A 19,381-nucleotide genomic window follows, 5' to 3' on the forward strand; every position below is an offset into this window, starting at 1 on the left:
AATGCGCAGAGACACGGCGGTGCTTACCGGAATGAGAGAGGTGATGGGGTGAAGAGTTACGGCAAATATCTTGACAAATGGATGTCCACTTCCATGGCCAGACAGACAGAACAGGTCTGCCCCTTTATGAAATTCCAAATTTTAGATTTTTCCAAAGAGTGCGTTGCGCTTGCGTTTCTTTCGCGGCGTGGCGCGCCCTTTTTGTGTCGTCAAAAGCCCGCCATTTTGGGAAAGGAGGATGACGAGCGGCTGAGACAGTCAACGTTAATCCGGTAAATGCACTCCGGTACGGAAACTTCTACCCCTTCGGAAGCAAAGGAGGAAAGCAAATGAAAAAACGAATCCTTGCGGCTTTTGTCAGCCTGTGCCTGCTGGTATCCCTGATGCCCGGCATGACGCTGCCTGCCGCGGCGGCGGGTTCGTCCCAGTTCGATAGCATCCTGAACATGGGACAGCCCTCGGAGTTTGACCCCAACAGCACTGAAAACCCCTACGGCTACGCTGTGGACCAGCCCTTCCTGATGAACGAGATGTCCGAGCTGGGCATCTACGGCATCAACAGCAACGGTAACTACCACTCTTTTTTGTGGTACGACGGCTGGGACGGCGAAAGCGACTCGATCCCCAGCGCCTTTGGAAAGGACGGCGTAAACGGCAGCTTCAGCCAGTATGAGTACTACAACGACGGCTTCAGAGCACTGTCCTTTGTGGAGGCCGTCGCCTTTGACCCCACCGGCTCGGGCCGGAAGGACCACATCGCCTACATCGGCTTTGATACCGGGTCGAACAAAATCGTCCTCCATGTGCAGGATGCGGAGAACGGCGCCAAGTACGCCAACTACGAATTCCCGGGCAATGCGGGCTGGATCAAAAACAACAACCCGGAAAACTGGCGGGCGGGCAACTACTTCGACCTGACTGCCGGCGACTTTGACGGCGACGGCAAGGAGACCGTGGTGGCCTTTGTCACCGCCGACAATGCCAATGACTACGGCCTCTATGAGGTGAGCTGCAGCAGTACCAGCTCCAGCCTGACCGTGTCCCAGAAGGCCGCGGGCAAGTCCATGCTCCACTGGCGCTACGTCAATGAGAACCACGGCATCGACATGGCCAACACCACCGACCAGTTCGGCAACAAGCTCTGCTGCGATCTGGCCGCCGGCGACTTCAACGGCGACGGCGTGGACGATCTGGTGGCCGTCTCGTATCTCATGGCGCCCCCGGATGCAAACAAGCACTTCGACTGCGAATACTATCTCCCCATGATGGGGGTGTCCTATGGCGGCACAGCTTCCAGTCCGGTGACAGACGGCGGCCGTCAATCTGTTTTTGTGGCGGTGGATAACGGCATCAGCAGCGGCCGGAGAAGCTATCAGACCATGACCGCCGTGGGCCTGGACGCCGGCGACGTGGACGGCGACGGCACCGACGAGATCGTGGTGGGCGGCACCAGGAACACTGTTACTTCAAAAGCCAACTCTGCCGATGCAGGGACTGCCTATGCGCTGGACGGCGAGACCTGGAACATCGCTGTCTTCAATGCCCGGTCCGACGGCAGCTTTGCCTCCCCCGGCACGGATGACAGCGTCACCCGGTTTCACACCATCGCCGCCACCGGCTGGTTTGCCGGCGGCACCGGCGGTGAGAACAGCCGCTCGCCCCTGAGCCTTGCCTGCGTGGCGTTTAACGGCAACATCAATGCGGAATACGTCTTTGTGGGCGGCAAGATCGTTGACTTCTCCACCGGCGGGGCAAGGGAACTCTACACCGTCTCGTTTGTCAAGGACAATGACGATTCCATTCAGAGCACCGTGTGCGACGAGACCTTCATCCCCTCGGTGGCGGTGGGCAATTTCGACGGCAACGACTACGGCTATGAGCAGATCTTCTTTGTCTATGCCAATAGACAACGCTACGAAGACGACTATTTCTACCGTCTGGGCGCCGTGGGCGGCAAGAATTATGACGGCGAAGGCGGCGGCGTGGGCAGTGCCGGAGGCACCGACACCAGCATGTTCTACGCAAAGTCCAGCGGCTTCTTCATTGGCGGCAACAATGGACAGGGTGGCGCCGGCGCCGAGGGCCACTGGAATTACAACACCAACTTCGTGCTGCTCTCCATGGACCGGGACGACGATGGCGTGCTGGCCCGCTACAAGGGCAAGGACTGGACCTATACCGACCCGCAGGTAGCAGCTGTGCTCCAGATGGCCCCGTATTTTGACGGCATTGATTTGGGCAGCGACTCCGGCGAGACCACCTATTCCTTCACCCAGAGCTATGAGTATACCACGGGCACCGGCAACGAAACCTCCTTCGGCGTGGGCTTTACGGGAGAGATGGAGACAAACGTTTCCACGGTGGAACTGCAGGCCGGTTCCTCTAACACCTGGACCGAGACCTTTGAGGAGACCCTGACCACCTCCACCACCGACAGCTTTGCCACCAAGGCCTACGACAGCGTGGTGCTCCAGCGCACCCCGGTCATCACCTACACCTACGAGCTTTACGACAAGGACAAGGGCGGCTGGTCGTGGGATAATCTGGAGTCTACGAAAGCCGGTGTGGGTTTTGCCATCTCCGTGCCCAAGACTCCTGCCTACGTACAGATGTCCGTGGTGGACTACAACACCTTTGTGGACGAGTACAACGCCCTGATGGAAGAAGAGGCCGAGGGGGAGAAATTCACCCCTATGGTGAAGATCGACGGCCAGAGGAGTTATCTGGGCCAGGAGGGCAACCCCTGGGGCTATGCCAGCAATCTGGATCAGATCAGCTCCTCCAACTATCAGCTGGGCTACAACGGCGGCGAGACCCAGAGCACCAAATCCGACGGCAGCGCCACCACAGAAAGCATTGAGAGCCAGAGCGGCTTCTCCTTTGAAATGAGCATCATGGCAGGCCTCGAGATTTTTGGCAATGGTGCCAAGGCCGGCGCCTATGCCAGCCTGGAGTATATGCACTCCAATAGTTCCTCCACCACCACCGCCAGCGAGACCGAGACCAGCGGCGCGGTGCAGAACCTGGACTGGCAGTACCTGCTGGAGGAATACGGCATCCCCGAAAATGTCACCAAGTCCTACGGCTTTACCTGGAACCTGGCCAGGGACACCATTGATCTGGGCGTCGCGGGCAAAGATGCGCTCATCATTGCCTACAATGTATCCAACATTTCCGCACCTGCGCCGGCAGTGAACGATCTGGCAGCAGAGCTGCAGGGTTTGGATTCCGTCCACCTCACCTGGAGTGATCCGAGGGTCCCGGGACGTCTGGCTGTGCTGGGCTACAATGTCTATGTCAGGAGCGAGGACGAGGACGCATTCCGGAAGGTCAATGAGGAGCCTCTCGACAGCAGTACCCTTGAGTACACCGTGACAGGACTGGACAGCAACACGGAATATACCTTCGTGGTCACCACCGACAGTGAGAACGGTGAGAGCGTCTGGTCCAACGAGGCAGTCATTACCACGCCCAAGGCCTATGTACCGCTGACCATAGACTACAACGAGAATGAGGTCAGCGTCAAAGCCGTCCATCTGGGCAATGTGGAAATCCACAGCGGCGACAAGGTGGAAGAGGAGACCATCGTCTATGTGGATGTGGAGCCCGAACCCGGCTATACCGTCACAGAAGTGACCCTGGAAACGGAGGACGGCACGGAGACTGTCACTCCGGTGGACGGCCAGTTCAACTTCGCCATTCAGAAGGCCACCACCATCACCGTGACCGCCGCTGTAGTGGCGGAGGAGAGCATCGTCACTTATACTGCTGACGATGCCAACGGTACCGTGAGTGCGACTGTGAATGGGGAGGCATTCCCCTCCACCGGCGCTACCTTCGGCAGCGACGATGAGATCATCTTTACCGCCGCTCCCGCTGACGGCTATGCCCTCAAGGAGTGGAAAGTGACCGACGGAAGCGGCACAGACAAGACCTACGCCGCCGCCGGCAATACCTTCACCTTCCACGCCTATGCCGCAGAGCACCATGTGTCCGCTGTGTTCGTGCCGATGGCTGAGGTTGCCAAGACCGTTACGCTGAACGTCACCGCCGGCGGCTCCATTATCGTCAAAGACGGCGACACGGTTCTGACTCCGGATGAGAACGGCAAGATCAGCGTTCCCAAGGGCACCACTCTGACCTTTGAGGCGGAGGCCGATCGGTATTACACCTTCGAGAACTGGACGGACGCGTTTGCGGACTACAAGAACGACGTCACTTCCATCAGCCTGAAGATCGACAATGATGTGACCGTAGGCGCGGTCTTTGAGTCCTTCCTGGCCTATACCCTCACCTACGGTACCCAGAGTGTGGATGGCGGCAGCGGCACCCTGACGGCCGAGGCCAACGGCATTGCCGTTCAGTCCGGCACCACCCTGACCCCGGGGACCACCGTTGATTTTGATGCAGAGGCCGGAAGCGACAGCCGCATCCAGAAATGGGCTGTCACCGAAAACGGCATTACAAGCTTTAAGGAGCTGGATTCCCTGGGCATTGTTACGGAGGACGCCTATCAGCTGATCCTCCGGGCCAATAGCAATGTGGAGGCCGCCTTCAAGACCATCGAGAAATACGACCTGACCGGCTCGGCCTTTGGCGGGAACGGCACCGTCACCGTCCAGCGCGGCAGCGGCACCGTCAACAGCGGTACCGACGTCCTGCGCTACTACGACGACCTCACCATCACTCTGGTCCCCAACAAGGGCTATGTGATCACGCAGTACCCCGATCTGGATGGTACCGATACCTATTCTTACACCGTCAGCGATGTCACAGCTGATGTTGACGTCAATTACACCTGGACAGCGCTGAATCAATATTCAGTCACCTACTCCGTGGTGGATACTGTCGGTGACGGCAGCGGCACCCACGGCACCATCTCCGCTGCGGCGGAGCGCAAGGGCATGAAGCTGTATGATGACAGCAAGCCCAGCGTGGTCTATGAGGACGGCACCATCACCTTTACCGCTGCGCCTGATGAGGGCTACCGGGTGAAGGAGTGGATCGTCAACGGTGTGGTACAGCCGGAAACCGGCAACACCCTCACCCTTACCCCGATGCAGGACCTGAATGTGACGGTTCAGTACACCTCCGGCCTGCCCAAGGTGAGCTTTGCCGATCCTGCCCACGGCACACTGACCGCCAAGATGGGCGAATATTCCATCGAGAGCGGCGCTGCCGTGTCCGGACCTGTTACCTTTACCGTGGTTCCTGACGAGCACTACGAAGTGAAGTGCTGGACAGTGAACGGTGTGGAGCAGCCCGGTGAGACCGGCAACACCTTTACCTATGCGGCCACCGACGACTGCACCGTGGCTGTGGAACTCTGGGGCGTGGAGCAGCAGGTGACCCTGAGAACCGGCACCGGCGGCACCGCCTCGGCTACCGATCCCGCCCGCTATGGCGAGACCATCACCATTACCGCCACCCCGGATGACGGCTATGTGGTGGATGCGATCACCATCCGCGGTGCGGATGATGTTCTCTATGAGAACACCGCCAGGGCGAACGGCGTGCAGACGGCGGAATACCTCATCACTGCCGATACCGCCTTTACCATCACCTTCGCCAGGAAGCCGGTGGTGACCTTCTCCGTGGACAACGGCAGCCTGACCGCCAGCGGCACCGCGGACGGCGTAGCTGCCGAGCTGAAGAGCGGCGATTATGTGGACTTCGGTTCCGCCGTTACCTTTACTGCTGTTGCCGACAGCGGTTACAGCCTTGAGGGCTGGTATGTGGACGGCGCAAAGATCGAGCATACCGATCTCACCTACACCACCGGCGCCCTTTCCGACAATGTGAACGTGGAGGCCCGCTTTGCCGCCATTGCCGGCATTGCCGTGAACTACGGGGTGAATGACGATGCCATGGGTACCATCACCGCCACCGCAGATGGCCGCGGCTTCCAGTCCGGCGACCAGCTCTCCGGCGGCCAGAAGATCGTCTTTACCGTAAGTCCGGCGGAGGGCTACCGCGTGAAGGACTGGACCGGTCTGCCGGCTGATGCCCAGATCAGTGCAGACAAGACCACCGTCACTGTGCCCGTTCTGACCCCAGGCACATGGAATGTGACGGCAAATCTGGAGGCCATTCCCCAGTATACCGTTATCATTGAAGAGACCACCCACGGCAGCATCACCGCCGCTGTGGACGGTCAGCCCCTTAACTCCGGCGACACCGTGCCCGACGGCACCCAGGTGACCTTTACCGCCACGGCGGACGACTACTGGATGCTCAAGGAGTGGACGGGCGACGCGTCCGGCAGCGATAAGACCATCACCCTGACGGTGGGCAGCGACATCACCGTGGGTGCGACCTTCACCGAGGCGCTTCTGTATGAGGTGGAGTATTCCGTGGTTGGCGGGAATGGCACGGCCTCCGGTATGTGCGAGGATACCCCCATTGCTGCCGATACCGCGGTGCAGTTTGCCGGCGGCAGCGAGATCCAGTTCACCGCTACCCCGAATTCTGGATACATGGTAAAGGCGTGGACCATCAACGGCGAAGTGGTGGAAGGCAATCTTACCAACACCCTGACCATCGATGCCCTCGGTGAAAACACCACCGTTACCGTGGAGTTTGAGACGTACCAGGGCTTTGCGGTTCCCGCAGGCGGCGAAGGCTATACCGTTACCATCGATCAGCGGAACCCTGCAGACACCTATCCCGGCGCGCCGGAAAATGAGATCCGCCGGGGCGGCGACGTGACCTTCACCGTGGCGCCTACTGCGGACAGCGCCATCAAGACTGTGACTGTGGCCCGGGAGGATGCGACCATCACACCCAACGGCGACGGCACTGTGACTGTGTTTATTCCCAATGTGCAGGAGAAGATCGGCCTGACGGTGGATATTCTGGCTGGCATTCCTCTGACCATCGAAACCGCTGAAAACGGTACTGTGACGGTCACCCGTGACGGCGTTGCCCTGAAGAGCGGCGTGAAGGTGGTTGCCGGTGACAAACTGGTGATCACCGGACAGCCCGACAGCGGCTATCGCCTGAGTACTCTCACGGTGAACGGCAAGAACTTTGCCAGCGGCAGTACCTATACGGTTGCGGAAACCGATACCGCTTTGACCGTTGCGGCCACCTTTGAAGTGCAGTCCAGCGGCGGTGGTGGCGGTGGCGGAGGCGGCGGTGTCTCCAGCTACAAGATCACCGTGGAGGACAGCGACCACGGCACCGTCGTCGCGGACCGGAACAGCGCCAACGCCGACACGACGGTTACTCTGACCGTCACCCCGGACGACGGCTATCGGCTTGACAGCCTTACCGTAACGCAGCAGGATGGAAAAACCATCACGCTGGATGAAGAGAAGGATGGTACATACACCTTTACCATGCCGGACAGTGCCGTTACGGTGAAAGCCGCCTTTACTGAGGTGACTCAGATTGAACTGCCCTTCGTGGATGTGCCCGCGGATATCTGGTATGAGGACGGCGTGTATTACGTCTATAGACACGGCCTGATGGACGGTACCAGCAGCATCACCTTCAGCCCGGATATGACCACCACCCGAAGCATGGTTGCCACCATTCTGTGGCGGCTGGAGGGCAGCCCTGTGGTAGATTACGCCGTGCCGTTCGATGATGTGGATCTGGATTCCTGGTACGGCGAGGCAGTCCGGTGGGCCGCCAGTGAAGGAATCATTACCGGATACGGAAACAACAAATTTGGGCCTGACGATCTTATCACCCGAGAGCAGATGGCTACCATGCTCCACCGCTATGCGCAGTACAAGGGTTACGATGTGAGCATCGGAGAGAACACCAACATTCTCTCCTACACGGACGCTGCCGATGTGGGCGAATACGCCATTCCCGCCATGCAGTGGGCTGTGGGCGCTGAAATCATCAACGGTACCAGTGACCATACCCTCAGCCCGGAAGGGGATGCGACCCGTGCCGAGGTTGCTGTGATCCTGATGCGGTTTTGCGAAGGGCTTGTTGATGAATAAGGTTTCATCTGTTCCCGTTTGGTAAAAAACGAGAGGGGCTTCCCGAGCGATGGTTTTCGCTGGGAAGCCCCTTTTCCTATCCAAATATTCGGTCTGTCGAGCGGCGGAAACGGCAAGATCTTTGATAAAGTTAAGTGGGCAAGACAAAGGCAGACACATGGGAAACCACCATGTGTCTGCCTTTTTATGCCGCTCAGCCCAGCGTTGCCATGAGCCAGTCCCGGATGGGAATATAGGCCAGAGGCAGGAAGATGGCGGGGAGCATATTGCCCACCCGCAGCTTCTCCTTGGGCAGACCCAGCATATTGATGCCGATGCCGACGATAATGGTGCCGCCCACGGAACTCATTTCATTGACGATAGCTGGGTCGATCTGCTGGCCTACCAGGCCGAAAATCAAAGTCATGCCGCCTTCATATACCAGAATCGGTAGAGCGGAGAAGGCCACTCCGATGCCCATGGCCGCAGAGAAGGTGATGGCGGTGACGCCGTCCATCACAGACTTGGAGACCAGGATATCGTAATTGCCGTTCATGCCTGCCTCCATAGCGCCGTTGATGGCCATAGCGCCCACGCAGAAGAGGACGGAGGCGGTGACGAAGCCCTCCACAAAACGGCTGTTTTCATCCTTGCGGAGCAGTTTCCGGTGAAGCAGCTCCCCCACGCCGTCCATCCGGCCCTCAATATTGATTGCCTCACCGATCAGAGTACCGATCACCATACACACAATGACGCACAGAGTGTCCGCCGTGCCGATCATGCCGGTGATGCCGATACCCATGGTGCACAGACCCAGAGCAAAGGTGATGCCTGAGGCAAAGCGGGGGCTGATGCGGTTTTTGAACAGAAGGCCCAGACAGCTGCCCAGCAGGATCAGGACCACATTGATGACGGTGGCGATCATAGGGATTCCTCACTTTTATACTGCAATTCACTAAAATATACGGTTCTATGATAAAACCTTTGCCGTCATTTGTCAAAAGGTTTCTGGATGTATGCCGGACGACCCTGCGGAATAGAGTGGAAGTGGACCATTGAAAGGGGGAGGGCCCATTGAAGCTCGACCGGACATCCATGCTCTACGGCACCCTGCTGCTCACCGGCACCGGCATTGCCGGGCAGTTTTTGGGCTTTGTCTACCGGATCTTACTCTCCCGCCTCATCGGAGCGGAGATCATGGGCCTCTACCAGCTCATTATGCCGGTCTATTCCGTGCTGCTCTCTCTAACGGCGGTGGGGCTGACAGCAGCGGTATCCAACCTGTCTGCCGGATACTATGCCCGAGGGCAGCGGGGAGCGGCGGCCCAGGTGCTCCGCCGGTGCCTGCTGTGCTTCCTGGGACTGTTTGGGGTGCTGGCCACGGTTACTGCCCTGCTGTATGACCCTATTTCGGTGTACTTGCTGGGGGATGCCCGCACCCAGATGGGGCTTTTGCTGCTGCTGCCCTGTATTCTCCTTACCGGTGTGGAGAACCTGCACAAGCACTTTTTCTACGGTACCGGCGCCATCCGGCCCCCGGCGGCGGTGGAGCTGTGCGAGCAGGTCATCCGGGCGGCTGCGGTTCTCGGGCTGCTGGTGCTCTTCCTGCCCCAGAATCCGGAGCGGACTGTGGCCGTCATCGTGGTGGGCATGATCGTGTGCGAACTCTTTTCCTCCATCACGCTGATGCTGCTGGCCCGCCGCAGGCTGGCAGGGGAGAAGCTGGGAGAGCCGGGGGCCTCCCGGCGGATGAACCGCCAGATCCTGGCCATCGCCCTGCCGGTGGGGTTCACCAGCCTGCTGGGCAACCTGATGGGCTCGGCCAACGCGGTGCTTATTCCCCAGCGGCTGGTGGCCGCCGGGGCGGAGGTGAGCCGGGCCATGGAGGAGTTCGGTGTGCTGTGCGGCATGACCATGCCCATGCTCTGCCTGCCCACCGCCTTCATCGGCGCCCTGGGGCTGGTCCTTATGCCCAAGCTGGCTCAGGGGGCAGCCCTGGGCAACACCCCGCTGATCCGGCGGCGGATCGACCGGTCTATGCTGGCCACCTCGGTGCTTATGTTTCCCGCCATGGCTCTGCTGGTGGTAGTAGGCCCTACCCTGGGTCAGCTTCTCTTTCGGGAGGAGGGGGTGGGCCGGTATCTGCTCCCTCTGTCGGTAGGGGTGCTGCTGTCCTGTTGGCAGGCAGTGCTGGGGTGTGCGCTCAACGGCCTGGGCAGACAAAAAGCTGCAGCCCGCAGTTCCATTCTGTCCGGCGGGCTGCAGCTGGGCTGCACCTATCTGTTATTGGGACTCCCCGGTGTGGGGATCGGCGGCTACTGGGTGGGGGTGGTGGCCTCCTCCGCCCTGGGGGTGCTCCTGAACTGGTTCCAGGTGCGGCGAGTTACCGGACTGAAACTGCGGCTCTTTGACTGGGGGGTAGCTCCCGGCCTGGCGGCCCTGCTGACCGGCCTCACCGGCAACCTGCTCTTTCAGGTGCTGCTGGACAGCGGAGTAGGGGAGTGGACGGCGGTGGGGGCCTGCACCCTCTTCGGTGTGGTGCTCTACCTGGCGGCCCTCCAGGCCCAGGGGGTGCGGCTGCATCGGCTTTTCCGCTTGAGGTAGGTTACAGAACATAGCTGGCCATCAGGATGAGCGCCAGCAGACAGAAGGCGATGACACCGGGATTTTCAAAGAAGAGCCGCCATTTCATGCCCTCGGAGAAGGGGACCAGGCCGGATTCCAGTTTGATCTCCCGCCAGCTGGTGACCAGAAAGGTCATGCCGACCACGATGGACCCCAGCACCAGCAGGGAGGTCAGCAGTTCTCCGGTCTGGCCCAGCAGCTCCAGCAGGGGCACCAGGCCCACCGAGGTAAAGTTGATCAGGGCGTGGAGCAGGATGGACTGCCACAGGCAGCCGGTTCGGAGCACCACATAGGCAAAGAGAGCCCCCACGGCAAAGGCATAGAACAGCTGATTCAGATTGCCGTGAAACAGGCCGAAGCACAGGGCGGAGGCCAGGATGGCAAATTTATCCCCGTAAGGCCGCAGACGGTTCAGCAGCAAATAGCGGAAGAGATATTCCTCTGACAGGGGCGCAATGACGCAGCCCAGCAGAAGGTTGAGTACCGTAGGGTAGCCAGCCAGACTGTCCACCGGATTGGTGACCGCCTGGCCCCGGAGAATCCCAATCAGTTGGGTGAGAAGCAGGGTGAGCAGATTGGACAAATAGACCAGACCAAGGGTGGTCACCAGGGCTTTGCCCAGGTTCAGCGGCCCCATGGGGCGGCGTGCGGAGGGGCCCGGGGCGGGCACGCCGCGCAGCACCAGGCAGAAGGCGGGCACACCCGCGCCGTAGGCTGAGCCCACGGAGAGGCACCAGCGGGAGATGGGGTGATTCAAAACGCTGGGGACGATGCCGGCCACCAGCAGCTGGACCGCCAGCATGGCGGCCATCTGGGCAAACAGGGCCCATCCCAGCCGGGAGAACCATTGACAGTGGGGGCGCAGCAGTTGGGCCCGGTCCGGTTGATGGAGATCCATTCCGTCACCTCGCACAAAAATAAATCCAAATTGAGCCCAGCCGGGCCGTCAAAGCACGGTCCGAAATTCGCACCTGCTTCAGGCACAAGGGCTTCCGGGCTCCATTATAGCAAGAACGGGTGAAAAGGGCAAGAAATCGGACATATTGACATGGCGCTTTTCTATGATACAATATCTTGTGTTCACGCATGATACTAACTCAGAGGAGAGATACGATATGCCTATTTCTGAAAACGCCAAGGCTGTGCTGGAGCGGCGTTATCTGGCCCGGGATGAGCGGGGAAATCCCACCGAGACAGTGGACGGTCTGTTCCATCGTGTGGCCAACGCGGTGGCCGAAGGCGACCGCCATTTTGACCCCAAGGCCGATGTGGTGGCCACAGCGGCGGAATTCTATGAGATGATGACCAATCTGGACTTCCTGCCCAACTCCCCCACCCTGATGAACGCCGGCCGCCCTCTGGGACAGCTGTCCGCCTGCTTTGTGCTGCCGGTGGCCGACTCTATGGAGGACATCTTTGACGCCATTAAGAACGCCGCCCTCATCCACAAGAGCGGCGGCGGCACCGGTTTTTCCTTCTCCCGGCTGCGGCCCAAGGGTTCCACCGTCAACTCCACCGGCGGTGTGGCCAGCGGCCCCATCTCCTTTATGAAAGTGTTCAATGCCGCCACCGAGGCGGTGAAGCAGGGCGGTACCCGCCGGGGCGCTAACATGGGCATCCTCCGGGTGGATCACCCCGATATTATGGACTTTATTACCTGCAAGAACGATACCTCCGAGATCACCAACTTCAACATCTCCGTGGGCATCACCGAGGCCTTTATGGAGGCGGTGAGTGCGGACGGGATGTACGATCTGGTGGACCCGGCCACCGGCCGGGTGGTGGGCCAGCTGAAGGCCCGGGAGGTCTTTGACACCATCGTCACCTCTGCCTGGCAGACCGGCGAGCCCGGCATCATCTTCCTGGACCGGCTCAACCGGGACAACGCGGTGCCCAGCCAGGGCGAGATCGAGTCCACCAACCCCTGCGGTGAGCAGCCTCTGCTGCCCTATGAGAGCTGCAATCTGGGCTCTATCAACCTGGTCAACCACATCACCAAGACCGTGGCGGGCTGGGTGCTGGACCGGGCCAAGCTGGAAAAGACCATCCGTGCCGCCGTCCACTTCCTGGACAACGTCATTGAGGTCAACCAGTACCCCCTGCCCGAGATTGACAAGATGACTCGCTCCACCCGGAAGATCGGCCTGGGCGTCATGGGCTTTGCCGATATGCTCCTCTACATGGGTGTGCCCTACAACAGCGAGGAGGGCGTGGCCCTGGCCCAGGAGATCATGGACACCATCAACACCATCGGCCACCAGGAGAGCGAGAAGCTGGCCGAGAGCCGGGGCGCCTTCCCCCTCTTTGACCAGAGCATCTATAAGGACGGCAAGCCCATCCGCAATGCCACTGTTACCACCATCGCCCCCACCGGCACCCTGTCCATCATTGCCGGCGTGTCCTCCGGTGTGGAGCCGGTGTTTGCCTATGCCTATATCCGCAACGTCATGGACAATACCCACCTCATTGAGACCAACCAGATCCTGAAGGACAAGCTGGTGGAGGCGGGGATCTACTCTGAGGCTCTGATGAAGCAGATTGTGGAGCAGGGTTCTCTGGCCCATGTGGACGGTATCCCCGAGGAGATCAAGCGGGTATTTGTGTGTGCCCACGATGTGTCCCCCATCTGGCATGTGAAGATGCAGGCCGCCTTCCAGCAGTACACCGACAACGCCGTCAGCAAGACGGTGAACTTCCCCAACTCCGCCACCAAGGCCGAGGTGGCCGAGGTCTACCGCCTGGCTTATACCCTGGGCTGCAAGGGCACCACCATCTACCGGGACGGCAGCCGCAACGAGCAGGTGCTCAACATCGGCAAGGTCAACGACGGTAAGGAGGCTGCCCCCGCCCCCACCGGCCGGGTGTGTGAGGAGTGCCAGGTGCCTCAGGAGGCTTATGGCCACATCCAGCCCCGGCCCCGCCCGGCGGTGACCACCGGCTTCACCGAGAAGGTGCGCATCGGCTGCGGCAACCTGTATATCACTGTAAACTATGATGAGAACGGTATCTGCGAGGTGTTCACCAACACCGGTCGGGCCGGCGGCTGCCCCAGCCAGTCTGAGGCCACCGCCCGGCTGGTCAGCGTGGGTATCCGCTCCGGCATGGACCCCAAGGAGATCATCCAGCAGCTCAAGGGCATCCGCTGTCCCTCCTGCCTGCGCCAGCCCGGCGTACCGGTGACCTCCTGCCCCGACGCCATTGCCAAATCCTTGGAGAAGGTGCTCAAGGTGTCCCAGGGCAATCGCGAGACTGTTCCCGCCCCCATCAGCGCCACCACCAAAGCGGCGCCCATTCCCCGGCCGGGCATGACTCCCGCCGAGGCCAAGCTGGCCAAGTTCTGCCCCGAATGCGGAGCAAAGCTGGAGCACGAAGGCGGCTGCGTCACCTGCCGTGACTGCGGCTACTCCAAGTGCGGCTAAAACAGAAAAGGGCCTGCTCCGGCAGGCCCTTTTTGTAACAGAATCCGGATAACCTGGAGCGGGGACAGTCACACTAAGGGATGCGCCGGAAGGCATTTCATTTGAATACAGGAGGCGTCAGCCATGTGTACCAGCCTGACCTTTACCACCGACCACACTTATTTTGGGCGGAACCTGGATCTGGAATACCAGTTTGGCCAGCAGGTGGTCATTACTCCACGTAATTACCCATTTTCCTTTCAAGCCATGCCCACCCTGAAGAAGCACTATGCCATCATCGGCATGGCCACAGTGGCGGAGGACTACCCCCTCTATGCTGAGGGGGTCAACGAGAAGGGCCTCTATATGGCAGGCCTCAACTTCCCGGGTAACGCCTGTTATCCCTGCGGCTCGAAGGACGGTACCCCCGCCGCCCCCTATGAGCTGATCCCCTGGCTGCTGGGCAGCTGCGACAGCGTGGACCAGGCGGAGGAAAAGCTGCGCTCTGTCCGTATTTTGGATACCCCCTTTGCCCCCAATATGCCAAACGCCCCCCTCCATTGGCACCTGGCCGACGGAAAGCGGGCCCTGGTGGCGGAGCCTATGGCCGACGGCCTGAGACTGTTTGAGGACCCGGTGGGGGTGCTTACCAACAACCCCACCTTTGATTTCCACCTGACCAATCTGAACCAGTATATGGGCCTGTCCGCCGCCCAGCCGGAGAACCGCTTCGGAGGAGTGGAACTGCGTCCCTTTGGCCAGGGAATGGGCACGTTGGGCCTGCCGGGAGACTGGTCACCTGCCTCCCGCTTTGTCCGGGCCGCCTTCCTTAAGTGGAACAGCGTCTGCGAGCGGGACGAGATATCCAGTGTCAGCCAGGTCTTTCACATCCTGGACGCGGTGGCCATGCCCCGGGGTGCAGTGCGGACACCGGAGGGGAAGTGGGACCTCACGGATTACTCCTGCTGCATCGACGGCTGGACGGGCACCTATTACTACAAGACCTATGACAACAGTCAGATCACCGCGGTGTCCATGGACGAGGCAAAGCGGGAGGGAGAAACGCTGATCTGCCATCCTCTGGTCACGGAGCAGCAGATCCACTTTGTGCCGTGAGCCCCGCCGGGGCGTTTGCCCCGGCACTTGTACATATTGCATAAATGCGGCGCCTTGCCAACAGGGCGAAAAAAGGGAAAACCGGGCCAAAAACCATGTGGTTTGCCAATTCGGCTGAGAGTTAAGGTGGCTTTCTGAAACCGAGTTGTGCATATTGGCTATAATCATTGATAAAAAAATAACGAATTTCTCTTGCATTTTACTTGCCTGTTGGGCGGCGGTGCGTTATACTTATTAGGTGAGAACTTGTTAAAAATATAACAATTCTAGATAGGTTACAGGACAAGGAGGCAGAACATAATGGGTTTTGTGAAGCTGGAAAAGCAGGGCCACGTTGGCGTGGTCACCATTGACCGGCAGGAGGCGCTGAACGCGCTGAACAGCCAGGTTCTGAGCGATCTGGACGCGGTCATCGATCAGGTAGCTGCCGACGACGAGATCTATGTGATGATCCTCACCGGCGCGGGCCGTTCCTTTGTGGCGGGCGCTGACATCGGCGAGATGAAGAACTTCTCTTCCATCGACGGCAAGAAGTTCGGCGTACACGGCGGCGGTGTGTTCCTGAAGCTGGAGAATATGGCCAAGCCGGTCATCGCCGCCATCAACGGGTTCGCTCTGGGCGGCGGCTGCGAGCTGAGCATGGCCTGCGATATCCGTCTGGCCAGCGAGAAGGCCAAGTTTGGTCAGCCCGAGGTGGGCCTGGGCATTACCCCCGGCTTCGCCGGCACTCAGCGGCTGCCCCGCATCGTGGGCGTTTCCAAGGCTATGGAGCTGATCCTCACCGCCAAGGTCATCAAGGCCGACGAGGCCAAGGCCATCGGCCTGGTCAGCGAGGTCTATCCCGCCGAGGAGCTGATGGACAAGGCCATGGAGCTGGCCAACGCCATCTGTGCCAACGCTCAGATCGCCGTGCAGGAGTCCAAGCGCTGCATCCGCATGGGTATGCAGACTGACATCGCCACCGGCTCCGCTTTTGAGGCCGAGGCTTTCGGTGTCTGCTGCGGCACTGCCGACAAGGATGAGGGCATGGGCGCTTTCCTGGAGAAGCGCGCTGAGAAGCACTTCCAGAACAAGTAAACTATCCGGAAGTGAGTACTTACCTGGCCCATGGCTGAGTCCCCGGCGCTTGCGCCGTCAAGCGTTTTGGCCTGTGGTCAAAACCTTGAAATCGGCGGAATTCATTTCCGGCGATTTGAGTGAAATCATGGGGATCCCGCACGGTGCGCAGCACCGGGTGGGGCGGGGGCATGGGCGCTTTCCTGGAGAAGCGCGCTGAGAAGCACTTCCAGAACAAGTAAGGAAGTTCGGCGAATTTGATTCAGCAAACCAACTACATACATTATAGTATTTGAAAAGAGGTTTTCTGCTATGAAAAAGATTGTTGTCATCGGTGGCGGCACCATGGGTCTGGACATTGCCCAGGTTTTTGCCAAGAAGGATTTTGACGTTGTTGTCCGCGACATCAACGACGACATCATCAAGGCTTCCGAGGCCCGCCTGAACAAGAGCCTGGACAAGCTGGTGGCCAAGGGCAAGATGGACGAGGCCAAGAAGGCCGACATCCTGGCTCACATGACCTTCACCACCGATCTGAAGGCTGCTGCCGATGCTGACCTGGTTGTTGAGGCCGCTATCGAGAACCTGGACATCAAGAAGAGCATCTTTGCCGAGCTGGACAGCATCTGCAAGCCCGAGACCATCCTGGCCTCCAACACCTCTTCTATCTCCATCACCGCCATCGCCGCTGCTACCAAGCGCGCCGACAAGTTCATCGGTATGCACTTCTTTAACCCCGCTACCGTCATGAAGCTGGTTGAGGTCATCCGGGGCGCTCACACCTCCGACGAGACCTTCAACACCATCCGCGACCTGTCCGTTGAGATCGGTAAGGAGCCCGTCGAGGTCAACGAGGCCCCCGGCTTCGTGGTCAACAAGATCCTGATCCCCATGATCAACGAGGGCATCGATCTGGTGTACACCGGTGTTGCTTCCGTTGAGGGCGTTGACACCGCTATGAAGCTGGGCGCCAACCACCCCATGGGCCCCCTGGCCCTGGGCGATCTGGTGGGCCTGGACGTGTGCCTGGCCATCATGGACACCCTGTACAACGAGACCCACGATCCCAAGTACCGCGCCTCCCTGCTGCTGCGGAAGATGGTCCGCGCCGGCAAGCTGGGCCGCAAGACTGGCATCGGCTTCTACGACTACACCAAGAAGTAAGAAGCTCATTCATACTGCGCAAAACGACGGGCGGGAGCCCAAAACACTCCCGCCCGCCGTTGTGAAATACATATCTAGGAGGAAGGCAACAAATGGATCTGCACCTTTCCAAAGAGCAGGAAATGCTCCGCAAGATGTACCGTGACTTTGCCGAAAACGAAGTCAAGCCCCTGGCTGAGTGGGTGGACGAGAACGAGGCGTTCCCCGAGGAGACCGTCAAGAAGATGGCCAAGCTGGGCATGATGGGCATCTATTTCCCCAAGGAGTATGGCGGCGCCGGCGCGGACGTTCTGTCCTACGTCATGGCCGTCGAGGAGATGAGCAAGGTCTGTGGTACCACCGGCGTTATCATCTCCGCTCACACCTCCCTGTGCTGCGCTCCCATTTATGAGAACGGCACCGAGGAGCAGAAGATGAAGTATCTGCCCAAGCTGTGCTCCGGCGAGTGGATCGGCGCCTTCGGTCTGACCGAGCCCGGCGCCGGCACCGACGCCCAGGGCCAGCAGACCACCGCCGTGAAGGACGAGAACGGCAACTGGGTACTCAACGGCTCCAAGATCTTCATCACCAACGCCGGCTATGCCAATGTGTTCGTGATCTTCGCCATCACCGGTGTCTCCACCGACAAGCGCGGCCGCAAGAAGAAGGAAATTTCCGCCTTCATCGTGGAGCGCACTGATCCCGGCTTCTCCGTGGGCAAGCACGAGAAGAAGATGGGCATCAAGGGCTCCTCCACCTGCGAGCTGATCATGGAGGACTGCGTGATCCCCGCCGACCGTCTGCTGGGCAAGCAGGGCAAGGGCTTCGGCATCGCCATGAAGACCCTGGACGGCGGCCGTATCGGTATCGCTTCTCAGGCTCTGGGCCTGGCTGAGGGCGCCATCGAGGAGACCATCAAGTACACCAAGGAGCGTGTCCAGTTCGGTAAGCGCATTTCCCAGTTCCAGAACACTCAGTTCCAGCTTGCTGATATGCACGCCAAGACTGAGGCTGCCAAGTGGCTGGTTTACTCCGCCGCTATGAAGAAGCAGAACCATGAGCCCTACACCATGGACGCCGCCATGGCCAAGCTGGTTGCCGCTGAGACCGCCAGCGACGTGACCCGCCGCTGCGTGCAGCTGTTCGGCGGCTACGGCTACACCCGTGAGTACCCCGTGGAGCGCATGATGCGCGACGCCAAGATCACTGAGATCTACGAGGGCACCAGCGAGGTCCAGCGCATGGTCATTTCTGCCAACCTGGGCGTGAACTAAAGGAACTGGAGGGAAGTTACGATATGAAAGCAATCGTTTGTGTCAAGCAGGTCCCGGATACCTCCGGTGTGGTGGCGGTGAAGGAAGACGGCACCATGGACCGTGCCGCCATGGCTACCATCACCAACCACGACGACCTGGCTGCTGTCGAGGCCGCTCTGCGGATCAAGGACGCCACCGGCTGCAAGGTCGTGGTGGTCTCCATGGGCCCCCCGCCCGCCGAGGGTATGCTCCGCGAGCTGCTGGCCATGGGCTGCGACGAGGCCGTTCTGGTTTCCGCCCGTGAGTTCGGTGGTTCCGATACTTACGCCACTTCTCAGATCCTGGCTGCTGCCATCAAGAAGATCGGCGTGGACGACGATGACATCGTCTTCTGCGGCCGTCAGGCTATCGACGGCGACACCGCTCAGGTGGGTCCCCAGATCGCCGAGAAGCTGGGCCTGCCCCAGGTTTCCTACGTGGCCGAGATCAAGGTGGAGGGCAAGGCCGTCACCGTGAAGCGTCTGCTGGAGGACGGCTACATGACCATCAAGGTCCAGACCCCCTGCCTGCTGACCTGCGTGAAGGAGCTCAACGACGCCCGTTACATGAGCGTCGGCGGCATCATGGAGTGCTACCAGAAGCCTCTGGAAGTCTACAACTATGAGACTCTGAAGGACGATCCCCTGATTGATGTTACTACCATCGGCCTGAAGGGCTCTCCCACGAATGTGTACAAGTCCTTCTCTCCCCCGGTGAAGGGCGCCGGTATGATGATGGAGGGCGCCGACAAGGCGACTGTCGAGAAGCTGGTCTCCATCCTCAACGACAAGCACATTATCTAATCGAAAGG

General features: G+C 59.8%; 10 protein-coding genes. 8 read left to right on the forward strand and 2 right to left on the reverse strand.

The annotated features are described in order from the left end of the window. The first annotated feature begins 329 nt into the window (after positions 1-329). Positions 330-7,958, forward strand: a complete 7,629-nt coding sequence (locus tag B5G40_RS00365) for an InlB B-repeat-containing protein (protein ID WP_087398396.1) — start codon at positions 330-332, stop codon at positions 7,956-7,958. 193 nt (positions 7,959-8,151) lie between these two features. Here the strand turns inward: B5G40_RS00365 and B5G40_RS00370 are convergent, their stop codons facing one another. Continuing rightward, a complete protein-coding gene (locus B5G40_RS00370; protein WP_087398397.1) occupies positions 8,152-8,862 on the reverse strand; it encodes a DUF554 domain-containing protein in 711 nt (236 codons plus the stop codon). A 149-nt stretch (positions 8,863-9,011) separates the two neighbouring features. Here B5G40_RS00370 and B5G40_RS00375 point away from each other — a divergent pair, with 149 nt between their 5' ends. Next, positions 9,012-10,541, forward strand: a complete 1,530-nt coding sequence (locus tag B5G40_RS00375; RefSeq protein WP_242959094.1) for a putative polysaccharide biosynthesis protein — start codon at positions 9,012-9,014, stop codon at positions 10,539-10,541. Position 10,542: 1 nt separating this feature from the next. Here B5G40_RS00375 and B5G40_RS00380 read toward each other — a convergent pair whose 3' ends face one another. Beyond that, a complete protein-coding gene (locus B5G40_RS00380; RefSeq protein WP_087398398.1) occupies positions 10,543-11,460 on the reverse strand; it encodes a CPBP family intramembrane glutamic endopeptidase in 918 nt (305 codons plus the stop codon). Between the two features lie 163 nt (positions 11,461-11,623). Here B5G40_RS00380 and B5G40_RS00385 point away from each other — a divergent pair, with 163 nt between their 5' ends. From B5G40_RS00385 to acrB, 6 genes are all read left to right on the forward strand, one after another. After that, positions 11,624-13,981: a vitamin B12-dependent ribonucleotide reductase gene (locus B5G40_RS00385; RefSeq protein WP_275533045.1), complete on the forward strand. Its 2,358-nt coding sequence runs from the start codon at positions 11,624-11,626 to the stop codon at positions 13,979-13,981. A gap of 123 nt (positions 13,982-14,104) precedes the next feature. Further along, positions 14,105-15,076 carry a choloylglycine hydrolase gene (gene bsh, locus B5G40_RS00390; protein WP_087328944.1) on the forward strand — a complete coding sequence of 324 codons (972 nt, stop codon included), beginning with the start codon at positions 14,105-14,107 and terminating at the stop codon, positions 15,074-15,076. Positions 15,077-15,376: 300 nt separating this feature from the next. After that, on the forward strand, positions 15,377-16,153 hold the full coding sequence (locus tag B5G40_RS00395) for an enoyl-CoA hydratase-related protein (protein WP_087398400.1): 777 nt from the start codon (positions 15,377-15,379) through the stop codon (positions 16,151-16,153). Between the two features lie 291 nt (positions 16,154-16,444). Then, complete coding sequence (locus B5G40_RS00400; RefSeq protein ID WP_087398401.1) at positions 16,445-17,296, forward strand: 3-hydroxybutyryl-CoA dehydrogenase; 852 nt, start codon at positions 16,445-16,447, stop codon at positions 17,294-17,296. Positions 17,297-17,388: 92 nt separating this feature from the next. Then, complete coding sequence (locus tag B5G40_RS00405; RefSeq protein ID WP_087398402.1) at positions 17,389-18,549, forward strand: acyl-CoA dehydrogenase; 1,161 nt, start codon at positions 17,389-17,391, stop codon at positions 18,547-18,549. Between the two features lie 23 nt (positions 18,550-18,572). Further along, positions 18,573-19,373 (forward strand): acryloyl-CoA reductase electron transfer subunit gamma, encoded by an 801-nt coding sequence (acrB, locus tag B5G40_RS00410; RefSeq protein ID WP_087398403.1) that lies wholly within the window; start codon positions 18,573-18,575, stop codon positions 19,371-19,373. Positions 19,374-19,381 lie beyond the last annotated feature (8 nt).

It is taken from the genome of Flavonifractor sp. An9, from assembly GCF_002161245.1.
Lineage (GTDB): Bacteria > Bacillota > Clostridia > Oscillospirales > Oscillospiraceae > Flavonifractor > Flavonifractor avicola.